Origin of the sequence: Azospirillum tabaci (assembly GCF_014596085.1) — a bacterium.
Classification (GTDB): domain Bacteria; phylum Pseudomonadota; class Alphaproteobacteria; order Azospirillales; family Azospirillaceae; genus Azospirillum; species Azospirillum tabaci.
Window position 1 is genome coordinate 64,570 of sequence record NZ_JACCJY010000029.1, and the last position, 18,737, is coordinate 83,306.

The window sequence follows — 18,737 nt, forward strand, 5'->3', positions numbered from 1 at the left end:
TGGTGTCAGGCGAGCAGGGCGCGGGTGGCCGCGGCCACATCCTCCTGCCGCATCAGCGATTCACCGACCAGGAAGCAGCGCGCGCCCACAGCCGCCATGCGGGACAGGTCCGCCGGGCTGTAGAGACCGCTTTCGGCAACCAGCATCCGGTCGTCAGGGACATGGGCGGCCAGCTCCTCGGTCGTGGCGATGTCCACCGCCAGCGTCTTCAGGTTCCGGTTGTTGACGCCCAGCAGCGGGGTCTTGAGCGCCAGCGCGCGGTCCAGCTCCTCGCGGTTGTGCACCTCGACCAGCACGTCCAGGCCCCACGCTATGGCGGCGTCCTCGATCTCCGCGGCCTGGGCATCGCTCAGCGCCGCCATGATGATCAAGATGCAGTCGGCGCCCAGCGCGCGTGATTCGGCGATCTGGTAGGGATCGACCATGAAGTCCTTGCGCAGCACCGGCAGGTCCACCGCGGCGCGGGCGGCCAGCAGATAGTCGTCGCAGCCCTGGAAGTAGGGTTCGTCCGTCAGCACCGACAGGCAGGTGGCGCCGCCCTCGCGGTAGGCGCGGGCCAGCGACGGCGGGTCGAAGTCCGGACGGATCAGGCCCTTCGACGGGCTGGCCTTCTTGATCTCGGCGATCAGGCCGTAGCGGCCCCCGTCCACCGTGCGGCGCAGGGCGCGGATGAAGCCGCGCGCCGGGTCGGCGGCGCGGGCGTCCTCTTCCACCACGGACAGCGGGCGGGCGGACTTGCGGGCTTGGACCAGCGCGCGCTTGTCGTCGCAGATGCGGGTCAGGACGTCGCTCATGGCGCGGCAACCGGTTCGTTGGTGGCAGACGAGTTGGTGATGGATACGAGGTGCTGGAGCACGGCGCGGGCGGCGCCGCTGTCGATGGCGTGACGGGCCTGCTCGACGCCCTCCTTCAGGTCGCCCGCCTTGCCCGCCACATGCAGCGCGGCGGCGGCGTTCAGCAGCACAATGTCGCGGTAGGCGCCCTGGGCGCCGTCGAACAGCGCGCGGATGGCCTCCGCGTTCACATGGGCGTCGCCGCCCTTCAGATGCTCCGGCCGGGCGCGGAAGATGCCCGCCTGCTCCGGCTCGATCTCGAAGACCGTGACCTCGCCGTCCTTGAGTTGGGCGACGGTGGTCGGGCCGGTCGTGGTGATCTCGTCCAGCCCGTCGGAGCCATGGACGATCCAGGCGGCCTCCGACCCGAGGCGTTGCAGCACATGGGCCAGCGGCTCCACCCACTGCCTGGCGTAGACGCCGAGAAGCTGGCGCTTGGCGCTGGCCGGGTTGGACAGCGGACCCAGCAGGTTGAAGATGGTGCGGGTGCCCAGCTCCACGCGGGTCGGGCCGACGTTGCGCATGGCGAGGTGGTGGCGCGGCGCCATCAGGAAGCCGATGCGGGCGTCCCACAGGGCCTTGCGCACCAGACCCATGTCGCAGTCGAGGTTGACGCCCAGGGCACCCAGCACGTCGGCGGCGCCCGACTTGGAGGACATGGCGCGGTTGCCGTGCTTGGCCACCGGCACGCCGCAGGCGGCGATGACGACCGCGGCGGCGGTCGAGATGTTGTAGGTGCCCGAGCCGTCGCCGCCGGTTCCGCAGGTGTCGATGGTGCCGTCGGGAGCCTCCACCGGGATCGCCTTGGCGCGCATGACGCGGGCGGCCCCGGTGATCTCGTCCACCGTCTCGCCGCGCACGCGCAGCGCCATCAGGAATCCGCCCATCTGCGACGGGGTGGCGTTGCCCGACATGATGATGTCGAAGGCCAGCGAGGCCTCCGGCTCGCTCAGGGCGTTGCCGGCGGCGACCTTGGCGAGGATGGCCTTCATGTCGGTCAGGTCGCCGTGCGGCGCGGACGGCGTGCTCATGCGGCGGTCTCCAGCCGGCGGGTCGTGTTCAGGAAATTCTCCAGGATCTTGTGCCCGTGCTCGCTCTCGATGCTTTCCGGGTGGAACTGCACGCCGTGGATCGGCAGCTCGCGGTGGGACAGCGCCATGATCAGCCCGTCCTCCGTCTCGCCGGTCACTTCCAGACAGGCGGGCAGGGTGGCGCGCTCGACGATCAGCGAATGGTAGCGGGTGGCCCGGAAGGGCGAGGGCAGGTCCTTCAGGACGCCGCGCCCCTGGTGGAACATGCGGTCGACCTTGCCGTGCATCGGCACCGGCGCGCGCAGCACCGTGCCGCCAAAGGCCTGTCCGATCGCCTGATGGCCCAGGCACACGCCCATCAGCGGAACGCCGACCTTGGCGGCGGCGTCGATCAGCGGCAGGCAGATGCCCGCCTTGTCCGGGTCGCAGGGGCCGGGCGACAGCACGATCCCTTCGGGGCGGAGCGCCATGGCCTCCTCCACCGTCAGGCTGTCGTTGCGGCGGACGTCGAGTTCGGCGCCCAGTTCGCCCAGGTAATGGACGAGGTTGTAGGTGAAGCTGTCGTAATTATCGATGAGCAGCAGCATGGGGCGCCCCGGCATCCTTCCGGCCTATCGTTTCCGGTCCGTCGGTCTCGGCCCGATCGTCCCGGAATACCGTTCCGGCCTTGTTCCAAGGCGGGTACCCTAGCGGCTGAAGCAATGGATTTCCAGCCCGTCCGAACCTGGAAACGGCGGAGACTCAGCGGCAGAGGAACTGTGGTGCGGCCGCGGGCTTGTCCAGAACGATGCCCCGCGCGTCGGTCTCCTCGGTGATCTGGCAGCGCCGCACCGTGCGCGGCAGGTCGATGGCCAGCGTGGCCTGCGTCCCGCTGTAGCGGCAGATCAGGAAGACGTTGGTGCGCCGCGCGGCGGGGAAGTCCCATTGCCGGGTTTCCGAGCGGCCCCGCCGGAGGCTGCGGTCCGGTTCCAGCGCCGCCGGGGCGGGGGGCGGGGTGGGAGACGTCATCTGCGCCGCGCGGTCGCCCTCCACCAGAGCGACGCCCGCGAAGGCGTGCTGGTCCTTCGCCGGGTAGGGCGACCAGCCTCCGGGCGCCTCCGGCTGGGCCTGCACGGTCAGACTGGCCGGGCAGCGGACCTCGTTGGCGAGGGTGGGGCCGGCGGTGACGGCGGCGAGGATCGGCAGTGCGGCGAGGGTACGGACCATGGTGGGTCACAGCATAGTCCCAGCCGGCGGTCGCCTCCACCCCGCTCCGCTGTTGCAGCGACGGGGCGAGGGTGCCACCTTGCGCACAAACCGGAAACCAGGGTTCGAGATTCCTTTCCATGGCCAGACAATCGCCGCGCAAGCCCCAGAAGGCGGCGGCACGGAAGCCATCGCCGAAAACGCCGGCCGCCGCATCCGGACGGGCGACGCCGGGGCGCGCCGTCTCCCCGATCCTGCTGGCGCTGGCCGGGGTGATCGCGGTCTTCGTGGTGGCGTTCGGCGCGCGCTTCCTCATCGGGCGCGACGCGCCGGAGACGGACATGGCCGTCGTGGAGCGGGAGGCGCCGGTCATCGCCCCGGCCGTTCCATCCGCCATCGCCCCGGTCAAGCCGCCCCCGCCCAAGGTCGCGGAGACACCGCCTTCGCCGGAGCCGCCGGCCCAACGCGAGCCTGAACCCACGCCCGCGCCGCCGTCTCCCCAGGTGACCGAGGCCCCGGCCGCCGTTGCGGTTCCCGCACCGCCCCCTCCGCCGGCCCTGACGCCGAAGCCGGTGGTGGCGATGCTGCCGCCTCCCGTGGCTCCGGCGGAGCCGCCCAAGGCGGCGCCTGGATCACCGCTGTGGAAGAAGAACGCGCTGCCCTTCCGCGCCCCGCCGGGCAAGCCGGCCATCGCCATCGTCATCGACGACATGGGCGTGGACCGCAAGCGCTCGAATCGCACGGTGTCGCTGCCGGCGCCGCTGACGCTCGCCTGGCTGCCCTATGCCCACGAACTGCCGGTCCAGGCCCGCGCCGCCCGCGCCGCCGGGCATGAGTTGATGCTGCATCTTCCCATGGAGCCCAGCGGCTCCGCCGATCCGGGGCCGCAGGCGTTGCGCGTGTCGCTGGACAAGGGGGAGATCCTGCGCCGGACCAAGGCGGCGCTGGACAGCTTCGACGGCTACGTCGGGGTGAACAACCACATGGGCAGCCGCTTCACCGCCGATCACGCGGCGATGGCGCCCGTGCTGGGGGAGATCGCGCGGCGCGGCCTGTTGTGGCTGGACAGCCGGACCACCGCGAAGAGCGCCGGCCTGACCATTGCACGGGAGCTTCAGATGCCCTTCGCCGGGCGCGACATCTTCCTCGACAACGAGATGACCGTGCCGGCGGTGCGCAGCCAACTCGCCAAGACGGAGCAGGTGGCGCGCAGCCAGGGCTACGCCATCGCCATCGGCCACCCGCACGATGCGACAATCGACGCACTGGCCTCCTGGATGCCGGAGGTGCAGAAACGCGGCTTCGTCCTGGTTCCGGTCAGCGCCGTCGTGCGCGCCCATCACACCGGCGGGTGACCGCCGGTCCCGCTTGAGGAGAGTTCCATGGCTGACACCTACAAGGTCGGCGGCATGACCTGCGGCGGTTGCGCCCGCTCCGTCACCAACGCCATCGGCAAGCTGGCGCCGGGCGCCGCCGTGACGGTGGACCTCGACGCCGGCACCGTGGCCGTGGAGGGCGGCGTTACCCCCGAGACGGTGAAGAAGGCCGTGGAAGGCGCCGGCTTCGACTTCGGCGGTCGAGCCTGAGACGGGCTTCAGGCTTGAGAAAGACTTAGGCCGCCTGAGGACGGCGCAGCCGCCACACCAGCAGGCCGCCGGCCCAGGACAGCGATACCGCCAGCGCGACGCCGAGCGCCACGAACCGTCCGGCGGGCTCGGCCAGCAGATGGGCGGTGGTCAGCGCCAAAGCGAGGCCGGGGTTGGTCAGCAGCGCGCTGCGCATCGCCGCGGCGACCACGCCGCCGCCCATGCGGCCGTGCAGGATCACCGTCAGGCTGGTCAGGGCGATGGGGAAGACGGCGGCGATGCCTGTGGCCGCCGGCCCGATGCTGTGGCTGAGCGTCGTCACCGTGGCGACCAGCAGGCCGACGAGACCGGCGCGGGCCGGGATGTCGTACCAGCGCGACCGCGCCACCCGGACGGTCTTGTCCTGCGGGATCGGCGCCGACACCGCCCAGGCGGCGATCCCGTAGCAGACCAGAGTCAGCAGCAGGGCCAGCGGCAGCGTCCAGGCGACGGCGGAGCGCAGGGTGGACGCCACGGCGATCCAGAAGATGGAGCTGGTGACGACCGTTGCCGGCATGCTCCAGCGCGGCGCGATCCGCACCAGAAGCGCCAGATAGAGGACGATCGTCGCGTTCCCCACCATTCCCGACAGGGCGGCGTCCGCGACGAAGTGGTCGCCATGCTCCATCGCGAGCATCACGAAGGCCGGGCCGGTCGAGACGGGCAGGGCAGTGATCATGCCGCCATAGAAGGGACCGGCCTTCTCCGCCGCCAGCGAGGCGGCGACGACGACCAGGGCCGCCGCCGCGATCTTGACGATCAGCGGCAGCAGCAGCGCATCGAGGGGCATTCGGTCCCTACCGGGCGGAGGTCTCGCGGACGGTTTCCTCCGCGGCGCGGATCAGGGCCATCGACTTGTTGACGGTCTCCTGATACTCGGCCTCCGGATCGCTGTCGGCGACCACGCCGCCGCCGGCCTGCACGTACATCATGCCGTCCTTCAGAACGGCGGTGCGCAGCGCGATGCAGGTGTCCATGGCGCCCGACGCGCCGAAATAGCCGACGCAGCCGGCGTAGACGCCACGGCGGGCCTTCTCCAGCTCGTCGATGATCTGCATGGCGCGGACCTTCGGCGCACCCGACACGGTGCCGGCCGGGAAGCCGGCGATCAGCGCGTCCAGCGCGTCGTGCTTCGGGTCGAGGTCGCCCTCGACGTTGGAGACGATGTGCATGACGTGGCTGTACAGCTCCACGATCATCTTCTGCGTCACCTTGACGGTGCCGGTCCGCGCGACGCGGCCCACGTCGTTGCGCCCGAGGTCGAGCAGCATCAGATGCTCGGCCAGCTCCTTCGGATCGCTCAGCAGATCCTCGGCCAGCGCCTGATCCTCCGCCGCCGTGGTGCCGCGCTTGCGGGTGCCGGCGATGGGGCGGACGGTCACCTTGCCGTCGCGCACGCGCACCAGGATCTCCGGGCTGGAGCCGACGACCGACAGCTCGCCGAAGTCGCAGTGGAACAGGAAGGGCGACGGGTTCAGGCGGCGCAGCGTGCGGTACAGCGCCAGCGGCGACGGCTTGAAGGGGAATCGGATGCGCTGGGACGGCACGACCTGGAAGATGTCGCCGGCCCGGATGTACTCCTTCGCCCGCTCCACGATCGCGTGATACTCCTCGCGCGTCGTGTTGGAGGTCCAGGCGAGCGGCAGCCCGTCCTTGGTCCGCGGCTCCCGCCGGTAGGGCAGGGGGCGCTCCAGGTCGGCCACCGCGTCCATCAGCCGCTCGCGGGCGTCGCCGTAGGCGGCGGTTCCGTCGATTCCCGGCTTCGGCCAGACGGGGGTGACCAGCGTCACCGAATCGGTGTGGCTGTCGAAGATGGCGACGATGCTCGGCCGCGAGAGGATGGCGTCGGGAATGCCCAGCTCGTCCGGGTTGTCGTCCGGTAGCCGCTCCATCAGCCGGACCATGTCGTAGGTCAGGTAGCCGAACAGGCCGGCGGCCATTGGCGGCAGGGCGTCCGGCAGGTCGATGCGGCTCGCGTTGATGAGGGCGCGCAGCGACTCCAGCGGGGCGGCGTCGATGGGCTCGTAGGCGTCGCGGTCGTGCAGGGCGTTGCGGTTCACCTCCGCCCGGTCGCGGCGGCAGCGCCACACCAGATCGGGCTTGAAGCCGATCACCGAGTAGCGGTCGCGCCTCGATCCCGCCCCGCGCTCCGCCGATTCGAAGAGGAAGCCGAAGGGCCGCCCGTCGGCCAGCTTCATGTAGGCGGAGACGGGGGTCTCCAGATCGCTGACCAGTGTGGTCCACACCACCTGCGGCTTGCCGGCCTCATAAGCGGTGTGGAAGGCGGCGAATTCCGGCTGAACCTTCACGGGACTGGCCTCGATTGAGTGTGGTTAGTTGCCGCTGGCAAAGAACTGGTCGATGCGGTTGCTGTGAACCTCGACCGGGTAGCTGTTGCGCAGCGCGTTGCCGAACTGGGCCATGATGTCGCTTTCCAGCCCCTGGGCGACGGTGCTCTCCACGGTCGCCAGCATGGCGTCGCTGGCCGCCGGGTCCGCCGGGATGATCTCCTTCAGGCGGGCGACGATCTGGCTGTCGGCGGTGGCGCCGGTCACCGTCTCGCCGGGCTTCACCTCGAACAGCTTGCGCACCAGCTCACCCGACAGCCCCTCGACCGAGCGGGCGTCGCGAGTGAAGGGCGTGGTCATGGCGAAGCTGGCGCCGGACTGGCTGGCGACGTCCTGCGCCGCGGCTTCCGAGCCCTGCTTCAGCTTGGCGGCGATGTCCTGGGCCTTCTCAGCGGCCAGCTTGGCGCGCTTGTCGTCCTGCCAGCCGGCGACGGCCTGATCGCGCACCTCGGCCAGCGGCTTGGGGGCGGCGGGGGTCACGCCGTCGACGCGCACGGCGTAGAAGACGTTGTTGGGGGCTTCGGTCAGGTTCGAGGTGGCGCCGGAGGCGAGCTGGAAGGCGGTCTGCACCATGGCGGCGAAGTTCGCGCGGCCCGGAGCGGCGTCCTGGCCGTCCGGCGCCTTGGCGCTGCTGTCCACCGCGGCGATCTTGGCGATGACCAGCCCTTGGGCCTGGGCGACCTCCTCCAGCGGGGCGCCGCTGGCGAGCTGGTCCTCGACCCGGTTGGCGATGGAGTAGAGCGAATCCATCGCCTTCTCCTTGCGAAGCTCGCCCAAGAGCTGGTCGCGGGCCTCCTCGAAGCTCTTGGTGGCGCCCGGCTGGACGGCGGTGACCGTCAGGACGTGCCAGCCCAACCCGCTGCGCACCGCGTCGCTGACCGCGCCCTGGGCCAGCGCGAAGGCGGCGTCGCCGATCTCCGGCAGCTCGTTGCGGGTGACGTTGTCGAGCGTGATGACGTCGGTCCCGGCGTCCTTGGCGGCGGCGGTCAGTCCCTTGGTCTTGGCGGCCTCGGCGATCTGCTTGGCCTTCGCCTCGTCGTCGGCCAGCACCATCTCCACCGTGCGGCGCTCCGGTGTGCCGAGTTCGTCGGCGCGCTCGTCGTAGGCGGCGCGCAGCTCGGCGTCGGGAATCTGGATGTCCTTGGCGATCTCGTCGGCGGAGAGCTGCGCGATGCTCAGCGCGCGGTATTCCGGCGCGGTGAAACGGACCTGATGGTCCTCGTAATAGCGGGTCAGCTCCGCCTCGTCGGGCACGCCGACGTCGCCGATGGCGGCGTTGGGCAGGGTGACCACCTCGGCCACGCGGCGCTCCCCGCGGAAGCGGTAGAGGTCCTGGACCAGCGGCTTCGGCGGGGTCACCCCGGCGCCGACCGCTCCGGCCACCAGCTCGCGCGCGGTCTCGCGGCGCAGCAGGGCGACGTAGCCGTCCTCGGTGAGCTGGTTGTTGCGCAGCACGCTGCGGAACTGGTTCGGGTCGAACTGGTTCTGCGCGTTGCGGAAGGCCGGCTCCTCGGCGATGCGCTGGCGCACCACGTCCGGGCCGACCGAGATCCCGGCGTCGCGCGCCGCCTGATCGTAGAGCGCGCGCTGCACCAGCGCCGACAGCGACTGGTCGAGCAGGCCAAACTGGCGCGCCTGCTCCGTCGTCAGGTTGCCGCCCACCATCGGGCGCAGCCGCTCCATCTGGCGGCGGAACTCCTGGTCCAGCTCCGCCCGGTCGATGTCCACCTTGCCGACGGACGCGACGGTGCTGGAGATCCCGCCTGTGCGGATCATGTCGCCGATGCCCCAGGCAGCGAAGCTGACGATGAGGAGCACGAACAGGATCTTGACGACCCACGAACCGGCGTAAGTGCGGATGAACTGAAGCATGGGACCCGAAGTGAGTGCGCAAAGGGCGGCCCTGCGGCCGGGGCGGCATCATAGGCACCCCGCGAAAGCCCGGCAACACCCCATTTCCCCCGCGATTCCCCATCGGAAAGAACCCGTTGGGCGGGTGGAAATGCCCGGCGCTCCTTGCTAGACAGGGGGCGCACTTTGAAAACGAACACCCGCACCAACAAACGAGAGCCGGAGGACGAAAACGCCATGGCCGCACGCCGCAAACTGATTGCCGGGAACTGGAAGATGAACGGGCTGAAGGCCGACGGGCTGGATCTGGCCTCGGATCTCGCCGGACGCCTGACGGGGGCCGGGACGGTCGCCTTCGACATGCTGGTGTGCCCGCCCTTCCCGCTGCTGTTCCCGGTGGGCGACGCCATTTCCGGCAGCCCGCTGGCGCTCGGCGCACAGGACTGCCACGCCAAGACCTCCGGCGCACACACCGGCGACGTCAGCCCGGCCATGCTGACCGACGCCGGTTGCCGCTACGTCATCCTCGGCCATTCGGAGCGCCGCGCCGACCACGCCGAATCCGACGCGCAGGTCGCCGCCAAGGCCGCCGCCGCCCACAAGGCGGGCCTGATCGCCATCATCTGCGTCGGCGAGACGGAGGCCCAGCGCGACGCCGGGCAGGCGAACAGCGTCGTCGCCAGCCAGCTCAAGGGCTCGATCCCGGAGGGTGCCACGGCGGCGAACACCGTCATCGCCTACGAGCCGGTCTGGGCCATCGGCACCGGCAAGACCGCCACGCCCGACGACGTCAAGGCGATGCACGCCCACATCCGGGCGGAGCTGGCCGGCAAGACCGCCGATCCCGACGCGGTGCGCGTCCTTTACGGCGGCTCGGTGAAGCCGGGCAACGCGGCGGAACTGATGGCGGTGGAGAACGTGGACGGCGCGCTGGTCGGCGGGGCCGCGCTGAAGGCGGACGATTTCTGGGCGATCGCCACCAGTTGCCGCTAGCATATCGCGCAGGACCGCGTTAAAAACAGTGGGCGCGCGCCACGGGCCCTTGCCAAGGTCCGTGGCGCGCTGTTGGTTTGGGCGGTCCCTGCGGATCGCTCCGGGAAGGGATCAAGGGAACGGGTTGCATGGAATCGGTGCTTCTGGTCATTCACCTGCTGATCGCCCTGGCGCTCGTCGGGGTCATCCTGATTCAGCGGTCGGAAGGCGGCGGTCTCGGCATCGGCGGCGGCAACATGGGGGGCATGATGTCCACCCGCGGCACCGCCAATCTGCTGACGCGGACCACCGGCATCCTGGCGGGCTGCTTCATGGCGACCAGCCTGGTCCTGGCGATCCTGGCGGGCGCGCACAAGGCGCCGACCTCGATCATCGACACGATGCCGGCCCAGCCCGTCGCCCCGGCGGCCCCCGCCCAGCCGGCGACGCCGGCGCAGCCCGCTCCGCCGGTCGCCCAGTAAACGCGGCCCGGCAAAACGCGACGCGGCTCCGGCCGGGTCCGACGCGAGGCGGCCTCCCCCGAAGCCGCCTCTTTCTTTTGAGGATCGTCGATCTGGGCAGCGCCCGGGGGACGGTCCGAATTCGGGGAACGGATCAGGCTCTGAAGGTCTTCGGACGGACATGACTCGCTACATCTTCATCACCGGTGGCGTCGTTTCCTCGCTGGGCAAAGGTCTGGCGTCGGCGGCGCTTGGGGCGCTTCTCCAGGCGCGCGGCTACAAGGTGCGGCTTCGCAAGCTGGACCCGTACCTGAACGTGGACCCCGGCACGATGAGCCCGTACCAGCACGGCGAGGTCTATGTGACCGACGACGGTGCTGAGACCGACCTCGACCTCGGCCATTACGAGCGCTTCACCGGCGTGGCCGCGCGCCGTGGCGACAACATCACCACGGGCCGTATCTATTCGACGGTGATCGCCAAGGAGCGCCGGGGCGACTATCTGGGCGCCACCGTGCAGGTGATTCCGCACGTCACCGACCAGATCAAGGACTTCATCCGCGCCGACACGACCGACGAGGACTTCATCCTCTGCGAGATCGGTGGCACGGTGGGCGACATCGAGTCGACCCCCTTCCTGGAGGCCATCCGCCAGTTCGGCAACGAAGTCGGTCCGGAGAACGCCCTGTTCATCCACCTGACCCTGCTGCCCTACATCCCGACGGCGGGCGAGCTGAAGACCAAGCCGACCCAGCATTCCGTGAAGGAGCTGCTGGGCATGGGCATCCAGGCCAACATCCTGCTCTGCCGCGCCGATCGCCCGATCCCGGACAACGAGCGCCGCAAGATCGCGCTGTTCTGCAACATCCGTCCGGAGCGCGTGATCGCCGCCCTGGACGTCGATTCGATCTATCAGGTGCCGGTCAGCTACCACGAGGAAGGCTTCGACACCCAGGTGCTGGCCTATTTCGGCCTGCCGACCGAGGGCAAGCCGGACCTGTCGCGCTGGACCAGCATCGTCGAGCGCGTGCGCAAGCCGCAGGGCGAGGTGACCATCGCCGTCGTCGGCAAGTACACCAGCCTGCTCGACAGCTACAAGTCTCTGGCCGAGGCGCTGACCCACGGTGGCATCGCCAACAACGTGAAGGTCAAGCTCGACTGGATCGACTCGGAGATCTTCGAGGACGACAGCGCGGTGCAGCGGCTGGAGAACGTCCACGGCATCCTGGTGCCGGGCGGCTTCGGCTCGCGCGGCACGGAGGGCAAGATCCGCGCCGCCCAGTTCGCCCGCGAGCGCAAGGTGCCGTATTTCGGCATCTGCTTCGGCATGCAGATGGCGGTGATCGAATCGGCGCGCAACATGGCGGGGATCGTCGACGCCGGCTCGACCGAGCTGGGCAAGCCCGGCAACCCAGTGGTCGGCCTGATGACCGAGTGGATGCGCGGCAACAGCCTGGAGAAGCGCACGGAGGGCACCGATCTCGGCGGCACCATGCGGTTGGGCACCTATCCGGCGAAGCTGGTCCCCGGCAGCAAGGTCGCGGAGGTCTACGGCGCCACCGACATCACCGAGCGGCACCGCCACCGCTACGAGGTGAACGTCTATTACAAGGAGCGTCTGGAGAAGGTCGGACTGCTGTTCTCCGGCCTGTCGCCGGACGGCGAGCTCCCCGAGATCGTCGAGATCCCGGACCATCCCTGGTTCATCGGCGTGCAGTTCCACCCGGAGCTGAAGTCCAAGCCCTTCGACCCGCACCCGCTCTTCACCTCCTTCATCAAGGCGGCGATCGAGCAGAGCCGGCTGGTGTGATGTGACCAAACGGGGGAGGCGCATCCTCCCCCGCGCGTTCCGGTTCCGGGTTTCCGGTGGGTATAGTGAAAGCGGCGGCCGAGCCAACGGCCGCCGCTTTTGCGTTACGGGCCGGGGAACAACCAAGAGGCCCCGAAAAACCAAGAGGCTGGAGACACCATGACCGACATCAGCATTCCCGCCGGCGACGGCGGCAGCTTTTCCGCCTATGTGGCCAAGCCGGCGGGCGGCGGGCCGGCGCCGGGACTCGTCGTCATCCAAGAGATCTTCGGGGTCAATCAGGTCATGCGCGACCTGTGCGACGGCTTCGCCGCCCAGGGCTGGCTCGCCGTCTGCCCGGACCTGTTCTGGCGGCAGGAGCCGGGAATTCAACTGACCGACAAGACGCAGGAGGAGTGGAACCGCGCCTTCGCGCTGATGAACGGTCTGGACCAGGGCAAGGCGGTGGAGGACCTCAAGGCCACTCTGGCGTGGCTGCGTCAGAACCCGGATTGCACCGGCAAGGCAGGGTCGGTGGGCTACTGCCTGGGCGGACGGCTCGCCTTCATGATGGCGGCGCGCTCCGATTCCGACGCCAACGTCAGCTACTACGGCGTCGGCCTCGACGGTCTGGTCGGCGAGGCGGCGAACATCTCCAAGCCGCTGCTGATGCACATCGCGGAGAAGGATCAGTTCGTCCCGGCGGAGGCGCGGGAGAAGATCCTGGCCGCGGTGAAGGGCAACCCGAACGTGACCGCCCATGTCTATCCCGGCATGGACCACGCCTTCGCCCGCGAGGGCGGCGCCCATTTCGACGCCAAGGCGGCCGAGCTTGCCAACGGACGCACGGCAGCCTTCTTCAAGCAGCATCTGGGTTGACGCCATTCCGGTTGACCGGGATCGCCAATATCTGGGAAGGAATGGGCAGCGCGAGGGGGCCTTCGGCATGCGTCCCCTCGCATTGCTTTTTGGAGAGCACGGGATGACCACCGCCAAGACCGTCCAGATCGGCAACCTGACCATCGCCAACGACCGGCCCTTCACCCTGATCGCCGGCCCGTGCCAGATGGAAAGCCGCGACCACGCGCTGGAGACGGCGGCGGCTCTGGTGGAGATGACCGGCGCGCTGGGCATCGGGCTGATCTACAAGTCCTCCTTCGACAAGGCCAACCGCACCTCCATCAGCACGGCGCGCGGCCTCGGCATGGACAAGGCGTTGCCGATCTTCGCGGAGATCAAGGAGCGGTTCGGCTGCCCGGTGATCACCGACGTGCATGAGGCCGACCAGTGCGCCGCGGTGGCCGAGGTGATGGACGTCCTCCAGATCCCAGCCTTCCTGTGCCGCCAGACCGATCTGCTGATCGCCGCGGCCAAGACGGGCCGGGCGGTCAACGTCAAGAAGGGCCAGTTCCTCGCCCCCTGGGACATGAAGAACGTCGCGGCGAAGCTGGTGGCGTCGGGCAACGACAAGGTGCTGCTGTGCGAGCGCGGCGCCAGCTTCGGCTACAACACGCTGGTGTCGGACATGCGGTCCCTGCCGATCATGGCGGAGACCGGCTTCCCGGTGGTCTTCGACGCCACCCATTCCGTGCAGCAGCCGGGCGGGCAGGGCACCACCTCCGGCGGCCAGCGCGAGTTCGTTCCGGTGCTGGCCCGCGCGGCCATCGCCGTGGGCGTCGCCGCCGTCTTCATGGAGACCCATGAGAATCCGGACTGCGCCCCCAGCGACGGCCCGAACATGGTTCCGCTGAAGGAAATGCCGGCCCTGCTGGCGCGCCTCCAGGCCTTCGACCGTCTCGCGAAGAGCTGACGAAAGGACAGGTTCGGGAACGGCTTGCCGGTCCCGGCGTTGCCCAGGCACCGCGGGCGCCGCGCTTATGGTGGAGCGCCCGCGGACAAAGCCATGGAGCAACGCCATGAAGCCGATCCGCCTGTGCGCCATCGCCGCTTTCGCCAGTGTCGGCGCGATGATCGCCGTTCCCGCTTTCGCGCAATCGACCGCGCCGTCTTCGTCCACGCCTTCGACCGCGCCGATGCCGCAGGCCAAGCCGGCCATGCCGCCGGGAACCAGCGGCTCCACCACGGCCCCACCGATGGGCAGCGGGTCTTCGACGGCGAAGGCCAAGGTCATCGACCTCAACACCGCAGGTAAGGATGAGCTTCAGACCTTGCCGGGAATCGGCGAGGCGCGGTCCGAGGCCATCGTGAAGAACCGCCCCTACCGTTCCAAGGACGAGCTGGTCAGCAAGAAGATCGTGCCGCAGAACGTCTACGACGACATCAAGGGCCGGATCGCCGCGGTCGGCGGTTCGAAAACCAGCGCGTCGGCGGCAACCGTCCCGAAGAAATGAGCCAATTCCCTCTCCCCCTGGGGAGAGGGCTAGGGTGAGAGGGATGTGCGTGTCGGTACGTTCGGCACAAGCGCACCCCCCCACCGGCTCTCAGCGGATGCCATAGGCATCCGCCTGCCGCCGTCAGGGCGGGCCTTCCGCCAGCGCGAGGGGCCCTTCGGGGCCCCCCCTCCCCCCGGGGGGGGGGGCTACGGCAGGGTCACAGGAGGCTGAAGCTCCGGTAGGTGATCGGCGCCTCGGCCGTGCCGCCGTCCTCTGCGGCTATGTCGGCGAGCAGCACATGGTGCTCCGACAGGTCGCACACCGGGTCGGTGTTGTCGGCGCTCCCGGTCAGCGCCAGCGCTTGGCAGCGGCAGCCGCCCCAGTCGATCTCCTTCTGGTCGCAGCTCCGGCAGGGCTGCGGCATCCAGTCGGTCCCGCGGTAGCGCTGGAAGGCGGCGGAGTTGGCCCAGATGTCGGCCAGCGGGCGCTCCGTTACCCGGTCGAAACTCATGCCGGGGATCGTTTCGGCGGCGTGGCAGGGCAGGACCGAGCCACTGGGGGTGACGTTCAGGAACTTGCGGCCCCAGCCGCCCATGCAGGCCTTGGGGCGCTTGGCGTAATAGTCGGGCACCACGTAATCGACGACCAGCCGGCCCTTCAGCTCCGGCAGGCGGGAACGCACCCGCTCGTCCATGCGGACCAACTGCTCGCGGGTCGGCATCAGGGCGGCCCGGTTCTTCAGCGCCCAGCCGTAATACTGGACGTTGGCGATCTCGATCCGGCCGGCCTTCAGCTCCAGCGCCATGTCGATGAAATCATCCACCCGGTCGATGTTGTGGCGCTGCACGATGGCGTTGACGGTCAGCGCCATGCCGACGTCGGTGACCGCGCGCGCCACCTCCAGCTTCTTCGGCTGGCCGCCGGGGAAGCCGCTGATCAGTTCGGCCTTGGCGGGCTGCGTGTCCTGGAATCCGATCTGCACATGCTGGAGCCCGGCGTCGCGCAGCCGCTCCAGCCGCGTCCGGTCGAGCAGCACCGCCGAGGTGATGAGGTTGGCGTACAGCCCGACTTCGGTGGCATGGGCGATCAGCGCCTCCAGGTCCTTGCGCGCCGTCGGTTCGCCGCCGGAGAAATGCACCTGGAGGATGCCGAGGTCCGCCGCCTCGTCGAGGACGCGGCACCAGGCGGCGGTGTCCAGCTCCCGGCTGGCCGGGTCGAGCGCCAGCGGGTTGGAACAGTAGGCGCAGCGCAGCGGGCAGCGGTGCGTCAGTTCCGCCAGCAGGGCCAGCGGCGGTTCGAGTCCGGTCGTGGCGCCACAGAAGGTCATCGGGTCAGGAACCCCTTCGTGATCATGTCGCCCAACACTTCCAACACATCCGCGGCGATCTCCTCCCGCGGGGCGTCGAATTGCGCGGCCAGCGCCGCGATGGCCGCGCCCACCGTCACCGGAGGTTGGGCCCCCGGAGGCTGTGTAATGACGGCGCGCACCACCTCCAGCGCCACCTCGTCCAGGATCAGCACGCGCTCCGGCCCCAGAAGCTGCCAGTGGCCGCGCACCCGGTCCTGGCGGAGCATGACGCCTGGGGCCAGCCGAACCCGGTCCTCCTCGCGCACGCCGTCCGTCATCGCGTGTAGACCGTCGGTTCCATATCGTCCGGCACGAAGGCGCCGGGCGGGATCAGGCCGGGCGACACATAGGCGTGGTGCAGCGCGTCCAGCTGCGCCCAGAGAAGCTCCGCCTTGTGGCGCAGCGCGCCGATCACCTGCTGCTGCTGCTCCGGGGTGCGGGCGTTGTCCAACACATACTGGAGCCCGAATTCGACGTCGCGCGGCGCCTCGTCCAGACGCTTGCGGAAGTAGGACAGGGTGGCGTCGTTGGCGAATGCGTAATAGGCCTCGAACCCGGCGATGCGCTCGCGGTGAATGGCCGGGGCGAACAGCTCGGTCAGAGACGAGGCGACGGCCTCCAGCGTCGACTTGCTCGACACGAAGTTGACGTAGGAATCCACGGCGTAGCGGGTCGCCGGCAGGATGCCCTTCAGCGAGGTGACGTAATCGCGGTCCAGCCCCAGCCCGTCGGTCAGGCGCAGCCAGCGCTCGATCCCGCCGACCTTGCCTTCCTCGCGCTGGCCGCTTCCGCCGAAGCCGTCATGATCGAGCACGCGCTGAATCCAGATGCGGCGCAGCGCCGGGTCGTCCATCCGCGCCATCAGGGCCAGATCCTTTTTGGGGATGCAGACCTGATAGTAGAAGCGATTCAGCGCCCAGGCCTGGACCTGCCCGCGCTTCAGCTTCCCGCCATGCAGCAGTTTGTGGAAGGGGTGGAGGTCGTGGTACTGGCGCTCGCCGATGGCGCGCAGCTCGCGTTCCAGGTCCTCGCGCGACAGCGCTGACGTCATAGGGTGAACTCCATCCCGTCGTGGGCGATCTCCCAACCTTCGGCGGTGGCGGCGGCCCGTTCGGGCGAGTCGTCCAGCAGAGCCGGGTTGGTGTTGTTGATGTGGACGAAGACCTTCCGCCGCACGCCCAGGTCCTCGAAGGCGGCGATGGAGCCGTTCGGGCCGGACATCGCCATGTGGCCCATGCGCTGGCCGGTCTTGCTGCCGGTGCCGGCGCGGATCATCTCGTCGTCGGTCCAGGTGGTGCCGTCGAACAGCACCAGCGGCGCTCCGCGCAGCCGGTCGGCCAGCCAGCCCGGCATGGCCGCGCAGCCGGGGATGTAGAAGAACTCCCCGTCGCCGTTGCGGTCGCGGACGCGCAGCGCCACCGTGTCCTCCGCCACCGACCCGAAGCCGGCGGCGGACGGATCCTCCAGATAGAGCGCGACCTTGCCGGGAACGGCAAAGGCTTCGATCTCGAAGGGGAAGGGGGTGCCGGCGGCGTCGGCGGGAACCCAGGGACGGTCCAGCGCCATGGCGCGGCGCGGCGCAAGCTCCGGGTTGACCACGCGGAAGACCGCGTTCCCCTCCAGCACACGGTGCACCCGGTCGGTGGCGTAGACGGCCAGAGGCTGGGATTCGCGCAGGGTCAGCAGGCCCGCCACATGGTCGATGTCGGCGTTGGTCAGCACCGCCGCGGCGATGGGGCTGTGGCGAAGGCCGGTCTGCGGGTGCAGCGCCGGGTTGGCGAGGATCTGCTGGCCGATGTCCGGCGAGGCGTTCAGCAGCAGCCATCGCCCGTCGCCGCCGCTGACGGCGAGCGACGACTGGGTGCGCGGGCGGGCCGCCGGGTCGCCGGAGCGGGCGCGGCGGCAGCCCGCGCAGTTGCAGTTCCATTGCGGAAAACCGCCGCCCGCGGCGGAGCCAAGGACGAGGATCGTCAGCATGGGATGCCCTTCCGGTTCAGGCGGCGGTCGTCACGCATGGAAACTGGCCGGCGCTCAGAGGCGGGCGCAGGCGTAGGCGTTGATTTCGGTGCCGACGGCGATTTCGACGATCTGGGGCTTGCGCCAAGTCTTCATGGTTGGGTCCTCCGCGCTTGGATTGGCCTTGGGATGACTCCCAGGGGGGTGTTGCCGCCCGCCGCGGGCGGCCCCGCTAGCGAACGTTAGAACGCTACGAGTGCGGGACAAGATGGTCTATGCGACTTTGGAAGCAGGTGCGCTGCACAACCGGATAGGGTGCTTCGCCGACTGGGCGTTCTTCCGTGAGCGTTTGCATCCCAGCGGCCTTGCATCCCCCCGCACGCAAGGCTATCAAGCCCGCGCGCTTCTTTTTCGCCTGGAAAGATCATCCGGTGGACGCGCGCAACGCGGAGGAAGGACAAACATGAGCGCCATTACCGAAATCCACGCCCGCGAGATCCTCGACAGCCGCGGGAACCCGACCGTCGAGGTGGACGTCCTGCTCGAATCCGGCGCCTTCGGCCGCGCCGCCGTCCCGTCGGGCGCCTCGACCGGCGCGCACGAGGCGGTGGAGCTGCGCGACGGCGACAAGGCCCGCTACGGCGGCAAGGGCGTGCTGAAGGCCGTGGAGTCGGTCAACGGCGAGATCTTCGACGCCATCGCCGGCCTCGACGGCTCCAACCAGCGCGCCCTCGACCTCGCCATGATCGAGCTGGACGGCACCCCCAACAAGGGCCGCCTCGGCGCCAACGCCATCCTCGGCGTCTCGCTCGCCGTCGCCAAGGCGTCCGCGGAAGAAGCCGCGCTGCCGCTGTTCCGTTACGTCGGCGGCGCGTTTGCCAACCTGCTGCCGGTGCCGATGATGAACATCATCAACGGCGGCGCCCACGCCGATAACCCGATCGACATCCAGGAGTTCATGGTCATGCCGGTCGGCGCCGAGAACGGCGCCGAGGCGATCCGCAT

21 protein-coding genes are annotated in these 18,737 nt (G+C 69.6%); 9 read left to right on the forward strand and 12 right to left on the reverse strand.

The window, feature by feature from the left end; all coding sequences use genetic code 11:
* Positions 1 to 5: 5 nt before the first annotated feature.
* The 4 genes from trpC to H0B54_RS22980 form a co-directional block, all read right to left on the reverse strand.
* Positions 6 to 794, reverse strand: a complete 789-nt coding sequence (trpC, locus tag H0B54_RS22965) for an indole-3-glycerol phosphate synthase TrpC (protein WP_188262237.1) — start codon at positions 792 to 794, stop codon at positions 6 to 8.
* Entirely contained in the window at positions 791 to 1,864 is a 1,074-nt protein-coding gene (gene trpD, locus H0B54_RS22970; protein ID WP_188262238.1) for an anthranilate phosphoribosyltransferase, read from the reverse strand. The genes trpC and trpD overlap by 4 nt, the downstream gene beginning before the upstream one ends.
* Positions 1,861 to 2,451, reverse strand: a complete 591-nt coding sequence (locus H0B54_RS22975) for an anthranilate synthase component II (RefSeq protein WP_188262239.1) — start codon at positions 2,449 to 2,451, stop codon at positions 1,861 to 1,863. The genes trpD and H0B54_RS22975 overlap by 4 nt, the downstream gene beginning before the upstream one ends.
* A 154-nt stretch (positions 2,452 to 2,605) precedes the next feature.
* Entirely contained in the window at positions 2,606 to 3,070 is a 465-nt protein-coding gene (locus H0B54_RS22980) for an STY0301 family protein (protein ID WP_188262240.1), read from the reverse strand.
* A 119-nt stretch (positions 3,071 to 3,189) separates the two neighbouring features.
* On the opposite strand from H0B54_RS22980, the gene H0B54_RS22985 reads away from it, so the two are divergent.
* Together H0B54_RS22985 and H0B54_RS22990 are read left to right on the forward strand one after the other, a co-directional pair.
* A complete protein-coding gene (locus H0B54_RS22985) occupies positions 3,190 to 4,404 on the forward strand; it encodes a divergent polysaccharide deacetylase family protein (protein ID WP_246472698.1) in 1,215 nt (404 codons plus the stop codon).
* Between the two features lie 27 nt (positions 4,405 to 4,431).
* Positions 4,432 to 4,635, forward strand: coding sequence for a heavy-metal-associated domain-containing protein (locus H0B54_RS22990; RefSeq protein WP_188262241.1), 204 nt, complete (start codon positions 4,432 to 4,434; stop codon positions 4,633 to 4,635).
* A gap of 25 nt (positions 4,636 to 4,660) precedes the next feature.
* On the opposite strand, the gene H0B54_RS22995 is transcribed toward H0B54_RS22990, so the two are convergent.
* Genes H0B54_RS22995 through H0B54_RS23005 form a run of 3 tightly spaced genes read right to left on the reverse strand, consistent with a single transcriptional unit; the run spans position 4,661 to position 8,894 of the window.
* Positions 4,661 to 5,464, reverse strand: a complete 804-nt coding sequence (locus H0B54_RS22995) for a hypothetical protein (protein WP_188262242.1) — start codon at positions 5,462 to 5,464, stop codon at positions 4,661 to 4,663.
* 7 nt (positions 5,465 to 5,471) lie between these two features.
* Complete coding sequence (trpE, locus tag H0B54_RS23000) at positions 5,472 to 6,983, reverse strand: anthranilate synthase component I (RefSeq protein ID WP_188262243.1); 1,512 nt, start codon at positions 6,981 to 6,983, stop codon at positions 5,472 to 5,474.
* A 24-nt stretch (positions 6,984 to 7,007) separates the two neighbouring features.
* Positions 7,008 to 8,894, reverse strand: coding sequence for a SurA N-terminal domain-containing protein (locus H0B54_RS23005; RefSeq protein WP_188262244.1), 1,887 nt, complete (start codon positions 8,892 to 8,894; stop codon positions 7,008 to 7,010).
* Positions 8,895 to 9,110: 216 nt separating this feature from the next.
* On the opposite strand from H0B54_RS23005, the gene tpiA reads away from it, so the two are divergent.
* The 6 genes from tpiA to H0B54_RS23035 all read left to right on the forward strand — a co-directional run bounded on the left by tpiA (position 9,111) and on the right by H0B54_RS23035 (position 14,446).
* Positions 9,111 to 9,866: a triose-phosphate isomerase gene (gene tpiA / locus H0B54_RS23010; protein WP_109138483.1), complete on the forward strand. Its 756-nt coding sequence runs from the start codon at positions 9,111 to 9,113 to the stop codon at positions 9,864 to 9,866.
* 128 nt (positions 9,867 to 9,994) lie between these two features.
* Positions 9,995 to 10,327 (forward strand): preprotein translocase subunit SecG, encoded by a 333-nt coding sequence (secG, locus tag H0B54_RS23015; RefSeq protein WP_094305973.1) that lies wholly within the window; start codon positions 9,995 to 9,997, stop codon positions 10,325 to 10,327.
* Between the two features lie 160 nt (positions 10,328 to 10,487).
* On the forward strand, positions 10,488 to 12,116 hold the full coding sequence (gene pyrG, locus H0B54_RS23020; protein ID WP_094305972.1) for a CTP synthase: 1,629 nt from the start codon (positions 10,488 to 10,490) through the stop codon (positions 12,114 to 12,116).
* Positions 12,117 to 12,275: 159 nt separating this feature from the next.
* Entirely contained in the window at positions 12,276 to 12,974 is a 699-nt protein-coding gene (locus H0B54_RS23025) for a dienelactone hydrolase family protein (RefSeq protein ID WP_188262245.1), read from the forward strand.
* Positions 12,975 to 13,077: 103 nt separating this feature from the next.
* Complete coding sequence (kdsA, locus tag H0B54_RS23030) at positions 13,078 to 13,905, forward strand: 3-deoxy-8-phosphooctulonate synthase (RefSeq protein WP_188262246.1); 828 nt, start codon at positions 13,078 to 13,080, stop codon at positions 13,903 to 13,905.
* 106 nt (positions 13,906 to 14,011) lie between these two features.
* Positions 14,012 to 14,446, forward strand: a complete 435-nt coding sequence (locus H0B54_RS23035; protein ID WP_188262247.1) for a ComEA family DNA-binding protein — start codon at positions 14,012 to 14,014, stop codon at positions 14,444 to 14,446.
* 199 nt (positions 14,447 to 14,645) lie between these two features.
* On the opposite strand, the gene pqqE is transcribed toward H0B54_RS23035, so the two are convergent.
* Genes pqqE through pqqA form a run of 5 tightly spaced genes read right to left on the reverse strand, consistent with a single transcriptional unit; the run spans position 14,646 to position 17,888 of the window.
* The gene (gene pqqE / locus H0B54_RS23040) at positions 14,646 to 15,755 is read right to left on the reverse strand and encodes a pyrroloquinoline quinone biosynthesis protein PqqE (RefSeq protein WP_188262248.1); all 1,110 of its coding nucleotides are present in this window, start codon (positions 15,753 to 15,755) and stop codon (positions 14,646 to 14,648) included.
* Positions 15,752 to 16,054, reverse strand: coding sequence for a PqqD family peptide modification chaperone (locus tag H0B54_RS23045; protein ID WP_188262249.1), 303 nt, complete (start codon positions 16,052 to 16,054; stop codon positions 15,752 to 15,754). The genes pqqE and H0B54_RS23045 overlap by 4 nt, the downstream gene beginning before the upstream one ends.
* Positions 16,051 to 16,827: a pyrroloquinoline-quinone synthase PqqC gene (gene pqqC / locus H0B54_RS23050; RefSeq protein WP_188262250.1), complete on the reverse strand. Its 777-nt coding sequence runs from the start codon at positions 16,825 to 16,827 to the stop codon at positions 16,051 to 16,053. Before pqqC ends, H0B54_RS23045 begins: the two co-directional genes overlap by 4 nt.
* Positions 16,824 to 17,753 carry a pyrroloquinoline quinone biosynthesis protein PqqB gene (gene pqqB, locus H0B54_RS23055; RefSeq protein WP_188262251.1) on the reverse strand — a complete coding sequence of 310 codons (930 nt, stop codon included), beginning with the start codon at positions 17,751 to 17,753 and terminating at the stop codon, positions 16,824 to 16,826. Before pqqB ends, pqqC begins: the two co-directional genes overlap by 4 nt.
* 54 nt (positions 17,754 to 17,807) lie before the next feature.
* Positions 17,808 to 17,888 carry a pyrroloquinoline quinone precursor peptide PqqA gene (pqqA, locus tag H0B54_RS30550; RefSeq protein ID WP_014240199.1) on the reverse strand — a complete coding sequence of 27 codons (81 nt, stop codon included), beginning with the start codon at positions 17,886 to 17,888 and terminating at the stop codon, positions 17,808 to 17,810.
* Positions 17,889 to 18,195: 307 nt separating this feature from the next.
* Between pqqA and H0B54_RS23065 the strand changes: the two genes are divergently transcribed.
* A partial coding sequence (locus H0B54_RS23065) for a phosphopyruvate hydratase family protein (RefSeq protein WP_484463096.1) occupies positions 18,196 to 18,737 on the forward strand: 542 nt, incomplete at its 3' end.

What these genes read in the sequence shown, in the direction of transcription:
- trpC (WP_188262237.1), bottom strand. Translation starts at nt 794, where the DNA reads ATGAGCGACGTCCTGACCCGCATCTGCGACGACAAGCGCGCGCTGGTC.
- trpD (WP_188262238.1), bottom strand. Translation starts at nt 1,864, where the DNA reads ATGAGCACGCCGTCCGCGCCGCACGGCGACCTGACCGACATGAAGGCC.
- H0B54_RS22975 (WP_188262239.1), bottom strand. Translation starts at nt 2,451, where the DNA reads ATGCTGCTGCTCATCGATAATTACGACAGCTTCACCTACAACCTCGTC.
- H0B54_RS22980 (WP_188262240.1), bottom strand. Translation starts at nt 3,070, where the DNA reads ATGGTCCGTACCCTCGCCGCACTGCCGATCCTCGCCGCCGTCACCGCC.
- H0B54_RS22985 (WP_246472698.1), top strand. Translation starts at nt 3,190, where the DNA reads ATGGCCAGACAATCGCCGCGCAAGCCCCAGAAGGCGGCGGCACGGAAG.
- H0B54_RS22990 (WP_188262241.1), top strand. Translation starts at nt 4,432, where the DNA reads ATGGCTGACACCTACAAGGTCGGCGGCATGACCTGCGGCGGTTGCGCC.
- H0B54_RS22995 (WP_188262242.1), bottom strand. Translation starts at nt 5,464, where the DNA reads ATGCCCCTCGATGCGCTGCTGCTGCCGCTGATCGTCAAGATCGCGGCG.
- H0B54_RS23005 (WP_188262244.1), bottom strand. Translation starts at nt 8,894, where the DNA reads ATGCTTCAGTTCATCCGCACTTACGCCGGTTCGTGGGTCGTCAAGATC.
- tpiA (WP_109138483.1), top strand. Translation starts at nt 9,111, where the DNA reads ATGGCCGCACGCCGCAAACTGATTGCCGGGAACTGGAAGATGAACGGG.
- secG (WP_094305973.1), top strand. Translation starts at nt 9,995, where the DNA reads ATGGAATCGGTGCTTCTGGTCATTCACCTGCTGATCGCCCTGGCGCTC.
- pyrG (WP_094305972.1), top strand. Translation starts at nt 10,488, where the DNA reads ATGACTCGCTACATCTTCATCACCGGTGGCGTCGTTTCCTCGCTGGGC.
- H0B54_RS23025 (WP_188262245.1), top strand. Translation starts at nt 12,276, where the DNA reads ATGACCGACATCAGCATTCCCGCCGGCGACGGCGGCAGCTTTTCCGCC.
- kdsA (WP_188262246.1), top strand. Translation starts at nt 13,078, where the DNA reads ATGACCACCGCCAAGACCGTCCAGATCGGCAACCTGACCATCGCCAAC.
- H0B54_RS23035 (WP_188262247.1), top strand. Translation starts at nt 14,012, where the DNA reads ATGAAGCCGATCCGCCTGTGCGCCATCGCCGCTTTCGCCAGTGTCGGC.
- pqqE (WP_188262248.1), bottom strand. Translation starts at nt 15,755, where the DNA reads ATGACCTTCTGTGGCGCCACGACCGGACTCGAACCGCCGCTGGCCCTG.
- H0B54_RS23045 (WP_188262249.1), bottom strand. Translation starts at nt 16,054, where the DNA reads ATGACGGACGGCGTGCGCGAGGAGGACCGGGTTCGGCTGGCCCCAGGC.
- pqqC (WP_188262250.1), bottom strand. Translation starts at nt 16,827, where the DNA reads ATGACGTCAGCGCTGTCGCGCGAGGACCTGGAACGCGAGCTGCGCGCC.
- pqqB (WP_188262251.1), bottom strand. Translation starts at nt 17,753, where the DNA reads ATGCTGACGATCCTCGTCCTTGGCTCCGCCGCGGGCGGCGGTTTTCCG.
- pqqA (WP_014240199.1), bottom strand. Translation starts at nt 17,888, where the DNA reads ATGAAGACTTGGCGCAAGCCCCAGATCGTCGAAATCGCCGTCGGCACC.